The 14,245-nt window shown below is 62.4% G+C and carries 15 protein-coding genes; 6 read left to right on the forward strand and 9 right to left on the reverse strand.

Going from position 1 to position 14,245, the window contains the following annotated elements:
• Window positions 1-497: 497 nt before the first annotated feature.
• Together NEZ08_RS15965 and NEZ08_RS15970 are read left to right on the forward strand one after the other, a co-directional pair.
• A complete protein-coding gene (locus NEZ08_RS15965; RefSeq protein WP_298108699.1) occupies window positions 498-941 on the forward strand; it encodes a hypothetical protein in 444 nt (147 codons plus the stop codon).
• Between the two features lie 96 nt (window positions 942-1,037).
• The gene (locus NEZ08_RS15970) at window positions 1,038-1,478 is read left to right on the forward strand and encodes a Spy/CpxP family protein refolding chaperone (protein WP_298108701.1); all 441 of its coding nucleotides are present in this window, start codon (window positions 1,038-1,040) and stop codon (window positions 1,476-1,478) included.
• Window positions 1,479-1,588: 110 nt separating this feature from the next.
• Here the strand turns inward: NEZ08_RS15970 and NEZ08_RS15975 are convergent, their stop codons facing one another.
• The 3 genes from NEZ08_RS15975 to NEZ08_RS15985 form a co-directional block, all read right to left on the reverse strand.
• Entirely contained in the window at window positions 1,589-2,908 is a 1,320-nt protein-coding gene (locus tag NEZ08_RS15975) for an MFS transporter (protein ID WP_298108704.1), read from the reverse strand.
• A 224-nt stretch (window positions 2,909-3,132) separates the two neighbouring features.
• A complete protein-coding gene (locus NEZ08_RS15980) occupies window positions 3,133-3,690 on the reverse strand; it encodes a DUF4142 domain-containing protein (RefSeq protein ID WP_298108706.1) in 558 nt (185 codons plus the stop codon).
• A 168-nt stretch (window positions 3,691-3,858) separates the two neighbouring features.
• Complete coding sequence (locus NEZ08_RS15985) at window positions 3,859-4,047, reverse strand: hypothetical protein (RefSeq protein WP_298108708.1); 189 nt, start codon at window positions 4,045-4,047, stop codon at window positions 3,859-3,861.
• 487 nt (window positions 4,048-4,534) lie between these two features.
• Between NEZ08_RS15985 and NEZ08_RS15990 the strand changes: the two genes are divergently transcribed.
• The gene (locus NEZ08_RS15990; protein ID WP_298108710.1) at window positions 4,535-5,680 is read left to right on the forward strand and encodes an amidohydrolase family protein; all 1,146 of its coding nucleotides are present in this window, start codon (window positions 4,535-4,537) and stop codon (window positions 5,678-5,680) included.
• 107 nt (window positions 5,681-5,787) lie between these two features.
• Here the strand turns inward: NEZ08_RS15990 and NEZ08_RS15995 are convergent, their stop codons facing one another.
• The gene (locus NEZ08_RS15995) at window positions 5,788-6,174 is read right to left on the reverse strand and encodes a DoxX family protein (protein ID WP_298108711.1); all 387 of its coding nucleotides are present in this window, start codon (window positions 6,172-6,174) and stop codon (window positions 5,788-5,790) included.
• Between the two features lie 316 nt (window positions 6,175-6,490).
• Window positions 6,491-6,850 carry a hypothetical protein gene (locus tag NEZ08_RS16000; RefSeq protein ID WP_298108714.1) on the reverse strand — a complete coding sequence of 120 codons (360 nt, stop codon included), beginning with the start codon at window positions 6,848-6,850 and terminating at the stop codon, window positions 6,491-6,493.
• Between the two features lie 311 nt (window positions 6,851-7,161).
• Here NEZ08_RS16000 and NEZ08_RS16005 point away from each other — a divergent pair, with 311 nt between their 5' ends.
• Window positions 7,162-7,398: a hypothetical protein gene (locus NEZ08_RS16005; RefSeq protein WP_298108716.1), complete on the forward strand. Its 237-nt coding sequence runs from the start codon at window positions 7,162-7,164 to the stop codon at window positions 7,396-7,398.
• A gap of 311 nt (window positions 7,399-7,709) precedes the next feature.
• Here the strand turns inward: NEZ08_RS16005 and NEZ08_RS16010 are convergent, their stop codons facing one another.
• The 3 genes from NEZ08_RS16010 to NEZ08_RS16020 form a co-directional block, all read right to left on the reverse strand.
• A complete protein-coding gene (locus tag NEZ08_RS16010) occupies window positions 7,710-9,908 on the reverse strand; it encodes a molybdopterin cofactor-binding domain-containing protein (RefSeq protein ID WP_298108718.1) in 2,199 nt (732 codons plus the stop codon).
• Between the two features lie 2 nt (window positions 9,909-9,910).
• Window positions 9,911-10,381, reverse strand: a complete 471-nt coding sequence (locus tag NEZ08_RS16015) for a (2Fe-2S)-binding protein (RefSeq protein WP_298108720.1) — start codon at window positions 10,379-10,381, stop codon at window positions 9,911-9,913.
• Between the two features lie 239 nt (window positions 10,382-10,620).
• Window positions 10,621-11,151 carry a MarR family winged helix-turn-helix transcriptional regulator gene (locus NEZ08_RS16020; protein ID WP_298108723.1) on the reverse strand — a complete coding sequence of 177 codons (531 nt, stop codon included), beginning with the start codon at window positions 11,149-11,151 and terminating at the stop codon, window positions 10,621-10,623.
• A gap of 348 nt (window positions 11,152-11,499) precedes the next feature.
• On the opposite strand from NEZ08_RS16020, the gene NEZ08_RS16025 reads away from it, so the two are divergent.
• Both NEZ08_RS16025 and NEZ08_RS16030 read left to right on the forward strand, forming a co-directional pair.
• Complete coding sequence (locus tag NEZ08_RS16025; RefSeq protein WP_298108724.1) at window positions 11,500-12,468, forward strand: PDR/VanB family oxidoreductase; 969 nt, start codon at window positions 11,500-11,502, stop codon at window positions 12,466-12,468.
• Between the two features lie 178 nt (window positions 12,469-12,646).
• A complete protein-coding gene (locus NEZ08_RS16030; RefSeq protein ID WP_298108726.1) occupies window positions 12,647-13,825 on the forward strand; it encodes a Gfo/Idh/MocA family oxidoreductase in 1,179 nt (392 codons plus the stop codon).
• Window positions 13,826-14,000: 175 nt separating this feature from the next.
• Here the strand turns inward: NEZ08_RS16030 and NEZ08_RS16035 are convergent, their stop codons facing one another.
• Complete coding sequence (locus tag NEZ08_RS16035; RefSeq protein ID WP_298108728.1) at window positions 14,001-14,186, reverse strand: hypothetical protein; 186 nt, start codon at window positions 14,184-14,186, stop codon at window positions 14,001-14,003.
• Window positions 14,187-14,245: the final 59 nt, after the last annotated feature.

A 14,245-nucleotide genomic window follows, 5' to 3' on the forward strand; every position in this document is an offset into this window, starting at 1 on the left:
GCGCCGACCTTCAGGCGGCATGTTTCGACCATGCGCACGATCTGCGGAAGCACGAGGCGGTGTAACCCCGCCCCACTGCCGGTCTCTCCGCCAGAATCCTCTTCAGGCGCCCCCTCGTCGACCGTCGCCTCGCGCGGCAGCGACCGTCTGAGGGAACATGGCAACCGCCATGAGGTCCGCCGGATGCCGCCGCGCAGTCTCCAGGAAAATTCGGCCGCGCCAGGTGAACGACGCTCACATGCCGGGTATCTTCACCTTGTCGCCTGCTCGTGCCCGTTTGCACGCCCGTCAGGACCGGCTTCGGCGGTATCTCGCCGATGCGGCCCGCCGCCACGATGACGCTGGCGGCTTGAGAGAGGCGAGCGCGCAGGTGCAACTAAACTTTTCTTTACTCTCGTCCGCATGGACCTGCGACGGCGATTCGATCACATTCCGCCAGCCGCGCTCCAAGCGGCTCAGTTCCAGCTATTCGACATCGGACGCGAAAGGATATTTGGATGATGCTGATCAGGGGTGCCGCTTCCATCGGGATTGCGCTGATCCTCACGGCAGCTCCGGCCACGGCGGGACTGCTCGGTCCGCAGCGGATCGAAGCCGCCGCGGACATCCAGAAAGTCCAGTACGACGGCGATGCCGCGGGCGCGATCATCGGAGGCGCGATCGCCGGCATTGTCGGCGGTGCGATCGCCGGCTCGATGGGCGGCGGTTGCTATTACAACGACTGCGACGATGACGGCGGTTACGGCGACGGCTTCTATGGCGGCCCCGGCTACTACGGCGGTCCGGTCTATGGAGGCCCGGTCTATGGCGGCGGCGGATATTATCGCGGCCGCGGCTTTCACGGTGGCGGTTATCACGGCGGGCACGGCTTCCACGGCGGGGCCATGGCGCACGGCGGCGGCCACATGGGTGGGGGCCACATGGCTGGGGGTCACAGATAACGGCAGCTGTCTCGTTCGATACGAGACCAAATCATTCCTTCAAGTTGCGATCTTGAAATGAAGGTCGCCGGCAACCATCCATCCTGGGAGCATCAGATGAGAAAGACAAAACTGTCAGCGCTGATCGTGGCGGCCACCCTGCTCGGCGGGACCTCCTGGCAGGCGCAAGCGGCCGGAAACAGCCATCAGAGCGAATTGTTCGCGCGGCTTTGCTCCAAGGAGAACAACGAGGCGCGCCATCACAAGATCGGCGAACGGCTGACCGCACAGCTCAAGCTGACCTCCGCGCAGCAGGCCGCCTATGACGACTTTCAGCAGACGCGGCTGAAATCGATCGAGGACACGAAATCGAAGCTTTGCAGCAAGCAGCCCGACCTGTCGTCCTTCGAGGACCGGCTGAACTTCCGCCAGAACTTCCTGGAGGCGCGGCTGGATGCCATGAAGGCGGAAAACCCGAAGCTGCTCGCCTTCTACAACAGCCTGGACGACAAGCAGAAGCGCAAGTTCGATGACTTCCGCAGGAGCATGAGGAAGTAGCCGCTGTTTGGCGACTGAACGTCAGATTGAAAAAGGCCCGCCCGGAAAGCGGGCCTTTTTTGCATGAACCTGCATGAAGGCGGGACGTCGGCCCGCGATTTCGCGCGGCCCTATTCGCGCGAAATGAAAAGTTTCAGCGACAGCGAAGCCAGCGTTGCCGCAAGCAGGATCGCAGCAACCGCCAGCAGGCCGATGATGTAGGAGCCGGAATACTGCTTCAGCCATCCCATCATCGAAGGACCGACAAAGCCGCCGACGGTAGCGAGGGAGTTGATGAAAGCGAGCCCGCCCGCGGCCGCGACGCCGGTGAGGAAGCGGGTCGGGATGGTCCAGAAAATCGCGCGCGCCGCGGTGACACCGATCAGCGCGAGGCTGAAACCGATCACCGCCGACATCAGCGAGTGGGACAGGATCGGCAGCAACAGGCCGACGCCGCCAAGCAGGCAGGTGATCGCCAGATTGGCGATGCGCCTGCCTTTCTTGTCGACATGAAACGCCCAGAGGATCATGCCGATGGTGGCGAAGAGATAGGGAATGGCGGCGATCCAGCCGATCGAGGTATTGGCGAGGTGATATTCCTTCAGCATCAGCGGCAACCAGATGCCGATGCCGTAGGAGCCGAGGGTAAAGCCGAACTGGATCGCGGTGCAGATCAAGACGCGCGGATCCTTGAGAGCCGCCAGCAGCGAGACATGCGGCCGTTCCCGCACCTCGGACGCCAGCACGCCGTTGAGCGCATCGCGCTCTTGCGCCGTGAGCCATGACGCCGTCTGCGGCCGGTCGGCGAGCAGAAAAAAGGTAGCAATGCCGAGGGGCACGCAGGGCAGGCTGACCAGGAGAAACAGCCATTGCCAGCCGGCAAGGCCCCAGATGCCGTCCATTTGCAACAGCTGGCCGCAGACGGGCGCGCCGATCAGCGAGGACAGGGGAATGCCGACCAGAAACCAGGCCAGCATCCGCGTGCGGTATTGTGCCGGAAACCAGGCGGCGAGAAAGAACGTCACGCCGGGAAAGAAGCCGGCCTCCATGATCCCGAGCAGCAGCCGCACGCCGTAAAAACTGTGCGGCCCGACCACGAAGGCGTTTGCTGCCGATACCAGCCCCCAGCTGATCATGATGCGCGCCAGCCAGCGCCGCGCGCCAACGCGATAGAGCAAGAGGTTGCTCGGGATCTCGAACGTCGAATAGCCGAGGAAGAAGATGCCTGCGGCGAGCCCGAACTGCGACGGCGAGACGCCGAGCTGCTTGTTCATGGTCAGCGCGGCAAAGCCGAGGCTGGTGCGGTCGAGATAATTGAAGAGATAGGCGATGGTGAGCAGCGGCACGAACCGAAGCGCGGCCTTGTGCACCGCGCTTTGCATCGCCGCATCGGCTGCGTCCGCGCTTGCCGCGCCGGAGGCGGAAAGACCGCCCGGGACACCCTCGCCCATCACCGCCATCCCGCTTCGTCCTTCCCACTCCGGCTTTTATTTTTGTGGTCACGGACGTGGCTTAGCAGAACCCGGCCTCCCCCTGAAGGGGGAGGTCTAGGGGTGAGGTTCACTGAACATGGATGCGGGCCGGTTAAAGCGCGAGCGGCAGGTCGCGTCCTGGCCAGGTCGTGATTCGAGGACGCGCGCAAGAACCCAAGCGACGGCGGCCTTCGGCCGGATGGTTACGGCTTGCCGGATTTGCCGACGGTCTGGCCGCCGAGCTGCGTCTTGACCGCGCGCGCCAGCGCCAGATGCTGCTGCAGCAACGGGATCGTCTCGCTCGCATATTGCCGTATGCGCTGATTCTGCGTCTCGCGCGCCTCCTGTGAGTACTTGTCGATATCGTTCGAGTGGTCCTTGATTTGCGCCTCGATGAATTTCTGCTCGAATTCACGGCCGCTCAGGGGCGTCAGCTTCGACATGGTCTCCTGCCCGTCCTTGCCGATGGCATCCGAGAGCTTGGCATGCAATTCGGCACCGAGTGCGGCCAATCGGCTTTCCACCTGGACATGGTCATCGACCATCAGGCGAGCAAAGGCGTTGAGCGCGGGATCAACGGCGCGTTTTTCCGCAATCAGGCACAGCTGGATTTCCGCCTGGTTGTCTTCCGCAGCGTAGGTCAGGAACTGTTGATCCCTGCCCGACGGCGGTTGCTGCGATGCGTCTCCTTGCGCATGGGCTGCCCCGAACGCCAGCAGGCCCGCGAGCGGCAGCAGGCCTGCGAGTTTGATATAGTTCATCTTGTTTCTCCGACGAAGAGGGCCACCAACCGAGAGCAAAATCCCACCCTGCAGCGAAGGTTCCTACGGCGCCCGCGGGACGCATCGACGTGACTTGCGCGTGCCGCCCAAACGCATCGCGGGCGACCTTTCGGCCGCCCGCGATGGAAAACGAATCTGACGACAGATTTATGCCGCGTATAATGGCGGACTATCGTCCACGATATTGCACTCCCGGAAGTGAAACGCGATCTCGTCCAGCGCGCGCTGCTCCCACGCTTCGGCTTCCGCAAGCCAGAAAGATTTTCGCTCGCAATCGCGCGACGCGCGCTCCCGGCAAAACTGCTCCTGACTGCGAATTTCAACGAGCTTGTTCATGAACTCCACTCCCTTGTGAAGCCAAGTAACGCCGCAAACCTAGCAGATTTCGTGTCGAGCGTCTGTTGCGTTTTGTCGCGGCGACAAGGGATCACTATCCTTTGACCCGGCGCGCGTTGCAACGCAGCAAGGTTGCCCGGTGCCGCACGAGGGACGGTGCGCTTGATTGTTGTGCAGCGCGTTCGCACTGCAAAACCGGTTTTCAGAAGGAATTTCGACGCGAACGATGCGAGATCGAACGCCTATTGTCTGGCACACCAACAACGCTAAGGTGTCGCCGTCTAGTGCCCACTTTTCCGAACTTCGTGCTCCATCGCAGCAACCGCTTTCAGGAACTTCGGAAAGTCATGGGCACCAGCAAACTTGTTGATTCTGGTGCCGCCGATCTGAAGTCCATCATCGAATTCGCCGCTTGTGGTGCAGGGACTCCAGATCGGCGGCACCGAATGAAGAAGTCCTGCAATGGACCTACAAAATGGGGGACGTCATGAGCCAGCACCTGCGCCGCCAGCCGAGCGGCAAATCCGCCTTCTCGATGCGCGGTTGCGCCTGCGGATGCGGCGACACGCTGTCGCTGACGTCAGGCGGCTTGAGCCGGCGCTCTGTCCTGGCGGGAGTTGCAGGCGCGGCGGCCGCGGCCGTAACGGGCCTTGGCTCGGGATTTGGCGGCTCGCGAGCCTTCGCACAGGCCGCGAGCCAAAAGTCCTATCGCATCGATGTTCACCATCATTTGTCGCCGCCGACCTACATCCAGGCCGTCGTCGAAAATCATCTCGGCAGCCCGCCGCAAATCAAGTGGACGCCGGAAAAGTCGCTCGCCGACATGGATGCCGCGGGCATCCAGGTGTCCATGCTGTCAGTTACGCAGCCCGGCGTGAACTTCACTTCGGGGGAGACCGCCCGCAAGCTTTGCCGCGAGAGCAACGAATATGCCGCGAAGCTGATATCAGATCACCCCGGCCGCTTCGGCTCGTTCGCGATGATCCCGCTCACCGACACCGAGGGGGCCCTGAAGGAAATCGAATACGCGCTCGACAAGCTCAAACTCGACGGCATCGGGCTGCTCACCAGCTATCATGACAAGTGGCTCGGCCATCCGTCGTTCCTGCCGGTCATGGAAGAGCTCAACCGGCGCAAATGCGTCGTCTATACCCATCCGACGACCGCCGATTGCTGCGTCAACCTCTTGAAGACCGAACCGCCGACGCTGGTCGAATGGGGCACCGACACCACGCGCACGATCGGCGACATCGTCTTCTCCGGCAATGCGCAGAAATTCCGCGACATCAAGTGGATCTTCTCGCATGCCGGCGGCACCATGCCGTTCCTGATCGAGCGGTTCATCGGTCAGCCGAAGATCGACCCGCAGTTCAAGCCGGCGGTGCCGGATGGCGCGCTGGCCGAACTCACGCGCTTCTATTACGACACCGCGCAAACCGCGAACAAGGCGTCGATGTCGGCGCTGACGGCGATTATCCCGACTTCGCAAATCCTGTTCGGCACGGATTTCCCCTACCGCACGGGCATCGATCATGTGAAGGGCCTGCGAAGCTGCGGCCTATTCTCCGACGCGCAGTTGAACGATATCGAGCGCGGCAACGCGGTGAAGCTGCTGCCGCGGCTGAGCACGTAAGGTTTTTTGCAAGCAGCGCGCATTAACTCAGCAAGCTGGTTGCTGCTTTACGTCCCGATAGGTCTGTGGTCATGGATCCCCGCCTTTCGCGGGATGACCAAGCAGACCTACTTCCCCGATCCATCCGCGGCCCAGCGGCCGGGTCCCGCGACGAAATAGATCAGGAACACGAAACAATAGAGGATGGCGGCATCGCCGCCATTGAGCATGGGGAAGAAACTCTTTTTCGCATGCACCATGAAATAGGCGACCGCCATGTCGCCGGCGAGAATGAAGGCGACCGGACGGGTCAGGAAGCCGATGGCAAACAGGACACCGCCGACGATCTCGATGATGCCCTGAAACCAGATGAGCGACCCCATTGCCGGCTGCACCGGTCCATGGGGAAAGTTGAGCAGCTTTGAGGTGCCGTGCTCGAGAAACAGAAGCCCGATGACGACGCGGGCGATGCTGAGCATCTCGGGTGCATACTTGCTGATGCGATCAAGTGACATCGATCAAACTCCCCAGGCTGGATACGAATGCCGGATGCGAATGCTGAACGACAACCGGCCCTGCGAAAACGAGCTTGTCGCCGAAGCAAATAGCATATCCCGCCCGGTCCATGGATGGGAACACTCGCCTGTTTCGGCTGAGCGCATGATTCACAACATCGTGCCTGCGGATGTCACATCGTCGTGACCGGCGCGTAAGGCGCAAACGATCGAGCGAGCGTCCGCTTTCCGAAGTTCGTTCTCGGTCGCAGCACCCACCTTCGCGCAGTTCGGTCTGAAATCGCTGGTCGAATTCGCCGCTTGTGGTGCAGGGAGTTCAGGTCGGCGGTACCAGCCTGGCGCGGCCGCGCAAGATGCCGAGCGCACGTTCATCACCGCGTGCGTGCGCATCGTCGACAAAGGCGATCAGGAGATCGGCAAGCGTAGCGTAATCCCACAGCCTGAGTTCCGCCGGATCGATCCAGCCTTCGAAATAATCATCGAGGTAACCGCGCGAGGCATCGTTGGCCTCGGTCCAGGTCGGACCGGCAAGACCGGGCGGATCGCGGTCCCAATGGCAGACCACAAAGCCGTCGGCGGACTTGGCCAGAATCCACCGGCCGTCCTTCGGCGCCTCATCGATCGGGCGCAAGGATTGGCCAATCCTCCGCAACACAAGTTCGACTTTGTCAGACATGCAGCGCCCCGGCACTCACACGACAACGGCCCGACAGGTCACGGGCCTCTCCTGCTGTTCCACAGGGTGATGGTTCAACTATGGCGGGATCAACGCATTCGCGGGGAGAAAGGATTCACGCTGTCGCATTCCAGCGTTGCTGGTTAACGGCATCACGACGGCTGCACATAAAATGACAACCACAGTCAAACAGCACACCGCGCGAACGTTCCCGGGAAACTTTCCCGATCCGCAACAATTTTTTGCAGGAAACGGCGAACGCCGTCCGCCTCCCGACGTTTAAACCTGCATTCGATCGTCAGGAGGATCAAATGAAGAAAGTATTGCTGATTGCGGCGGCGACATGCGCGCTGGCAGCGCCGGCACTCGCCGACGAAGTGATTGTGCACCATCCGGCGGTCGGCGTGACCGTGGGTCAAGCCCCGCCCGTTGCCGCCGAGCGAAAGACGGTGATCAAGAAGGATGGGCCGGACGGCCAGACGACGGTGGTCAAGAAGGACCACGCCGACGGCACCCGGAGCAAGACCGTCATCCATCACGACTACTGAACGCGTTGCTGAAAAAAGCTAGCTGATCGAAACAAACTCGCCCGCGGGCTCCCTTTCGGGGCACGCGGGCGTTTTGTGTTTTCGTCTCGCCCCGCGTGCGGCAATGGCATCGCATATAGGTTTACCCGCACACCCCTCCGTCCATTCTTCGGGATGCGGGCAAATGCGCGCGCTGCTCAGGACGAGGTCATCATTTGTGGCCTGATTGAGCCCCCCAAGGTGAGGAGCCGCGTCACTTGACGCGGCGCCTCCATGAGGTCACCCGAGGGAGCACCCTTACGCCACGGCTTAATTCCGCCACTCAACAGGCGCTATACCAGCTTGACGTTCTTGAGCGGCAGGCTGCGCACGGGCTTGCCGGTCGCAGCATAGATCGCGTTCATCACCGAGGGGGTCACCACGCAGATGGTCGGTTCGCCCACGCCGCCCCAGAAGTCGTAGGTCGGCACCAATACCACCTCGACTTTCGGCATCTCGGCGAGCCGCATGATTTCATAGGTGTCGAAGTTGAGATTGGTCATACGGCCTTTGTCGACCGGCATTTCGCCGTAGAGCGCCGCCGTCAGGCCATAGGCGACCGAGCCTTGCGCCTGTGCCTCGATCTGGCCCGGGTTGACCATGTGGCCACAATTCACCGCCAGGACGATGCGATGAACTTTCAGCTTGCCTTGCGGGCTGACAGAGACTTCGGACACCGCCGCCGAGTAGCTGCCGTAGCCCATGAACTGGGCGAGGCCGCGATGGATGCCGGGAGGCAAGGGCTTGCCCCAGTCGCCTTTCTCGGCCGCGGCATTGAGAACGGCGAGATGCTTCGGATGGTTTTTCATCAGCGCGCGGCGGAATTCGAGCGCATCCTTGCCCGCCGCCCGCGCCACTTCGTCCATGAAGCATTCCATGTAGACGGCGTTCTGGTTGGTATTGACGCCGCGCCACGGGCCGACCGGTACATGGCTGTTGCGCATGACATACTCGATCAGGAGGTTCGGCACGTCGTAGCCCAGTTGCGCATCGCCGGGCGTCTCGTAATAGCCCTGCAACTGCCGCATGTCCCTGCCGCCGACGATGCCTTTTTGATTGAGCAGCGCGTTGATCGACTGGCCGGAGATGCGAACGTGCAGGCCAAGAAGGTTGCCATCGTTATCGAGACCGGCCGACAGCCTGCATTGCGAGATCGGACGATAGAAATCGTGCGCCTGATCCTCCTCGCGGCTCCAGATCAGCTTGATCGGCGTGTCGGGAAAGGATTTGGCGATCTCCACCGCCTGGTGAACATAGTCCTGCGTGCCGCCGCGGCGGCCAAAACCGCCGCCGAGATCATGACGGTGGATTTCGCATTTGTTGAGCGGAATGCCCGAGGTTTCCGACAGCGCGGCGAGCGAGGCCTCCAGATTCTGCGTCGGCACCCAGGCATCGGCGCGGTCGGCCGACAGCTTCACCGTGCAGTTCATCATTTCCATCGGCGCGTGCGCAAGGAACGGCGTCGAGTAGACCGCCTCCACCTTCTTTGGCGCTTCCGCGATCGCCTTGAGGGCGTCGCCATTGTGGCGATCGCCGTTGGTTGTGGAAGCTCCCAGGCCGTCCTTCAGCATCTCGGCAATCGTTGCGCTGGACGCGGCAGCGTTCGGCCCTTCGTCCCAGACGATCGGCAGCGCGTCGAGTGCCTTCTTCGCCCGCCACCAGGTGTCGGCGACAACGGCGACCGCCGTGTCCTTTACCCGCACCACCTTCTTGACGCCGGGCATGCCGACCACCTTGCTCTCGTCGAAGCTCGTGAGCTTGCCGCCATAGACCGGACAGTCCTTGATCGCCGCGCACAGCATGCCCGGCAGCTTGAGGTCTATGGCAAAGATCTTGCTGCCGTCGAGCTTGTCGGCCGTGTCGAGCCGCTTCAACGGCTGGCCAGCGATGGTCCAGTTCTTGGGATCCTTGAGCGTGATGCTCTTGGGATCGGGGGGCGTCAGCTGGGCGGCGGCGGCGGCGACCTGGCCATAGCGCACCGAGCGATTGCTCGCGGCATGGCTGATAACGCCCTTGGAAAAGGTGAGTTCGCTGGCCGCCACGTTCCACTGGTTGGCTGCGGCCTGCATCAGCATGATCCGCGCGGCCGCGCCGCCGCGGCGGACGTAATCCTGCGAGGTGCGGATGCCGCGGCTGCCGCCGGTGCCCATTTCACCCCAGGCACGCTTCGCGGCAAGATTCTGGCCGGGGGTCACACCTTCCGTCGTCACCTTGCTCCAGTCGCATTCGAGTTCTTCGGCGACGAGTTGCGCGAGACCGGTGAGCGTGCCCTGCCCCATTTCCGAACGCGCGATACGAATGACGCAGGTGTCATCCGGCTTGATCGCGACCCAGATGTTGACCTGACTGGCGGAAGCGGAGGTGTCCGCGTGCGCCGCATCGAACGGCACGCGCATACCCAGCGCCAGGCCGCCGTTGGCGATCGCAGCCGAGCCAACGATGAAATCGCGGCGCGAAAGTTTGAGATTCTTTTCGAGAACAGGACGGTTCATGATTAACCCCTCTTCCCGGTGGTTCCGATATCGGCCGCCATGTGCACGGCCTCGCGGATGCGCTGATAGGTGCCGCAGCGACAAATGTTGGTCATCGCGGCATCGATATCATGATCGGCCGGCTTCGGATTTTGCGCGAGCAGCGCGGCGGCCGCCATGATCTGGCCGGATTGGCAGTAGCCGCATTGCGGTACGTCGACCGCAGCCCAGGCCCGCTGTACCGGATGCGAGCGGCCTTCCGACAGTCCCTCGATGGTGACGATCTTGTCGGCCTCGGTGATCTGCCCGAGCGGGATCTGGCAGGAACGCTGGACTTCGCCGTTGAAGTGAACCGAGCAGGCGCCGCACTGGGCGATACCGCAGCCATACTTGGTGCCCGTGAGACCGACATGTTCTCTGAGAACCCACAGCAAGGGCGTGTCGGCCTCCGCCGAGACTTCCCTCACCGTGCCATTGATGTTGAGTTTTGCCATATGCGTTCCTCCATCAGGCAGGCGGGGGCGGAGCATACCGGCGGCGCAAAACAATGCCCATAGGCCTGGGTCGTTCTTTCCGGACTGCCACGCATGCACCCGGCAACACGTTTTTCGTGGAATAAAAACTATCGCCTTCCCATCATCCCGAGGAGCCGCACAAGCGACGGCTCGAACGATGAGGCCGCATGGTTCGGGACGCGCCGAGCGGCGCTCCTCATGATGAAGGCGTAACGCTGTTACTCCGCGGCCTCCTCAAGGCGTTCGAGCGTGGCGGAGAGGCTCTTCTGTACCTCGGCAAGCCCATTCAACAGTTGTGTGACGTCGGCGCGGGAAAGATTTTGCACTGCAGTATCGACGACTTCGCGGGCGAGCGGCAACAGCTTGACCTTCAGCGCCCGCCCCTTTGGCGTGAGATGAATATGCCATTTCCGGCGATCGTCGGGGTTACGGACCCGCCGAACCAGGCCGTTCTTTTCCATGATCAACATCGCGCTCAGCGTGGTCGGCTCCATGGTGCCGACCCGGTTCGACAGCTCACGCTGCGTCAGGCCGTCCTCGTGCCAGAGCGCGCGCAGGAAGTACCACATGCCGAGCGTGATGCCGTGCGGCTCGATCTTGACCTGGAGGAAGCGCTGAAGCAGGCGGTGGGTGGCCCGGATCTGGTAACCGACACTTTCGGCAAAGGGCAAAACGGCGTCGGCGGCGGACGCGCTCCGCGTGGCCGGCTTGCCGGTCTTTTTGCCAGTGGCTTTCTTCACGCTGGTCACGACGCCCCCCTCCCACCGGTGTGGCCGGTTCAGAAGGCCGCATCATTCCTGCCGCGAGTTCGCCATGCAGACGTCTGAACCAAAGCCACACTAGATAAATAAGTTCGCAGTCCGCTAGTGTCTCGATTCCGAAGTTCGAAACGTGGCTCCGAAAAATGCTACGGACTTCGGAATCGGGCCCCCGGCCGTGATTGCACATTCGCAAGACCTGCGCAAACCTGCCCTAAAGAACAGGTCGTGGGACGGCGCCCATGTCACCATCGCCTTATTAAGGGGGTGTTATCGGGGGAAAGGTTGCGCTATTTACTTAGTGAACTAAGTATTTTGGACAAATTCACCGGAGATGGCATGACGCTCGCCCCCGAGCTGCGGGAATTGAGTTTGACGGTCCGACAGAAGTCGGAAATCGCCGACGGCGTCTTCCTGTTCGAGCTGCGCGCCGACGATGACAGCGAGTTGCCGCCGTTTACGCCCGGCTCGCACATCACGGTGACCGCGCCATCGGGCCAGAAGCGACGCTATTCGCTCTGCAACGATCCGGCCGAGCGCAACCGCTACCTGATCGCGGTGAAACAGGAAACCACCGGGCGCGGCGGCTCGTTGAGCTTCACGAGGGATATCAGGCAGGGCGACAGAGTTGCCGTCGAGCCGCCCGCGAACGATTTCGAAATGGCGAAAGCCGAGCCGAAGCGCCTGATCTTCATTGCGGGGGGAATCGGCATTACGCCGATCCGCGCCATGATTCTGCACTGCGTTCGCCAGGGCAAGACGAATTTCACGCTGTACTATTTCGCGCGTACGCCCGCAGTGATGGCGTTCCGCGAGGAGTTTTCTTCCCATGCCTACGAGGGGAAGGTCGTACTGCATCACGACAATGGCGATCCCGATCAGGGCTATGATCTCTGGCCGGTGCTGGAACAGCAGCGCGGCGCGCATCTTTACTGCTGCGGCCCGCGCGGCCTGATGGACGCAGTGCGCGACATGACCGGGCACTGGCCGGATTCGGCGGTGCATTTCGAGGATTTTGTCGGCGCGTCGGCCCCGCATGCCGACGACAGGCCGTTCGAGGTCAGGCTCGCCAAGAGCGGCACGGCCTACGAAGTGGCCGCGAATGTCTCGATCCTGGATACGTTGCGACGGAATGGGCATATGCTGGCCAGTTCCTGCGAAAGCGGCACCTGCGGCACCTGCCGTTGCCGCTTCACCGACGGCGAGCCGGACCATCGCGATCTCGTGCTCTCGGACGATGAGAAAAAACGTGAGATCATGATTTGCGTCAGCCGCGCGAAATCGGCGACACTGACGCTGGATATTTGAGGGATGGACGATGGCAATGGGCCTGAATTGTCTCCCTCTCCCGGCTTGCAGGGAGAGGGTCGGGGCGAGAGGTTCAGGTGAGCAAGCGAGCCTCGCCCTCACCCGCCCGACTTTGCCACGCTTCGCGCCGCGATCTCTCCCCGCAAACGGGGCGAGGTAAAGACAGATCGGCGTCCCTATGACCTCACCGATCAATCTCGGCGTCATCGGTCTCGGCCGCGCGTTCACGCTGATGCTGCCGACCTTTGCGGCCGACCCGCGCATTGCGCTTGTGGCCGCCAGCGATCCGCGCACCGAGGCCCGCGAGCGCTTTGCGATGGAATTCAACGCGAAGGTCTTTGAAGACGCCGAAGCACTATGCGCCGACCCGGCTGTCGCGGCGGTCTACGTCGCGTCCCCGCATCAATTCCACGTCGAACACGTGAAGAGTGCGGCCCGGCACGGCAAGCATGTCCTGGTCGAAAAGCCGATGGCCATCACGGTCGACGAATGCCGCGAGATGATCGCGGCGGCGAAAGCGGCGAACGTCAAGCTGCTGGTCGGGCACAGTCACAGTTTCGATCAGCCCTATTTGAGGGCGCGCGCAATGATTCGCAGCGGCGCCTATGGTCCTGTCCGGATGATCAACGCACTCAACTTCACCGATTTTCTCTATCGTCCGCGCCGGCCGGAAGAGCTCGACACCAGACAGGGCGGCGGCGTCGTATTCAGCCAGGCTGCGCATCAGATCGATATCGTCCGCCTGCTTGCGGGCGCGAAAGCGGTTTCAGTGCGTGCGTTCACCGGCAACTGGGACGCCGCGCGCAATACCGAGGGCGCTTATGCCGCGCAGATCAGGTTCGAGAACGGGAGCTTCGCCTCGCTGAGCTATAGCGGCTATGCCCATTTCGACACCGACGAGTTCATGGGCTGGTGGGGCGAACTCGGCCAGGGCCGCGATGGCGAGGCGTCGTACGGCCGTGCCCGCGCGAACCTGAAAAAAGCAGCGAGCGTGACCCAGGAGATCGCGATGAAGAACGCCCGCGCCTATGGCTCCGCCGGCCGCGACGCATTTCAAATCGACGGCGAACTCGCCTACAATCATTTCGGGCTGGTCGTGGTGAGCTGCGAACGCGCCGACCTGCGCCCGCTGCCCCATGGGGTCATGGTTTACGGTGACAAGACGCGCCATCTGGACGAACTTCCCTCGCCGAACATCCCGCGCGCCGAAGTCGTCGACGAACTCCATGCGGCAGCGATACTGGGCGCGGCGCCGCTGCACTCCGGCGAATGGGGGCTGGCGACGCTGGAAGTTTGTCTCGCGATGCTGCAGTCGGCGCAGACAGGGCAAGAGGTGGGGCTGAGCTGGCAGGTCTAGCCCCGCGTCATCCGGAACGAAGCGAATAATCTCCGTCAGGCTCGTCACTGCGAGGCGCGCGGTATCGAGGCCGGAGTCTATTTCTCCTCACGATATGCCGCACGATGGATTCCGGGCCTGCGCCTGACGGCGCATCCCGGAATGACGGCGGAAATTGGGCCAGGTACGAGGCGCCTCAACAGCGCGCGCTGTTGGCCCGCGTCGCGATGATCGCGATCAGGTCGTTTTCGGCGGCGGCGGCGGTCTTGTAGCGCGGCTCGGTGGTCACGAAAGGCTGCTCGGCTTCGGCGGGATGGAAAATCTCGACGTAATAAAGGCCGGATGGCGCATCCAGTTTCGGCTCGATACGGATCAGTGCCATGACTCACTCCTTGGATCGAGCCGCCGGCAGAATCTCCCGGCCGTCATTCCGGGGCACGA

It is taken from the genome of Bradyrhizobium sp. (genome assembly GCF_027451485.1).
Classification (GTDB): Bacteria; Pseudomonadota; Alphaproteobacteria; order Rhizobiales; family Xanthobacteraceae; genus Bradyrhizobium.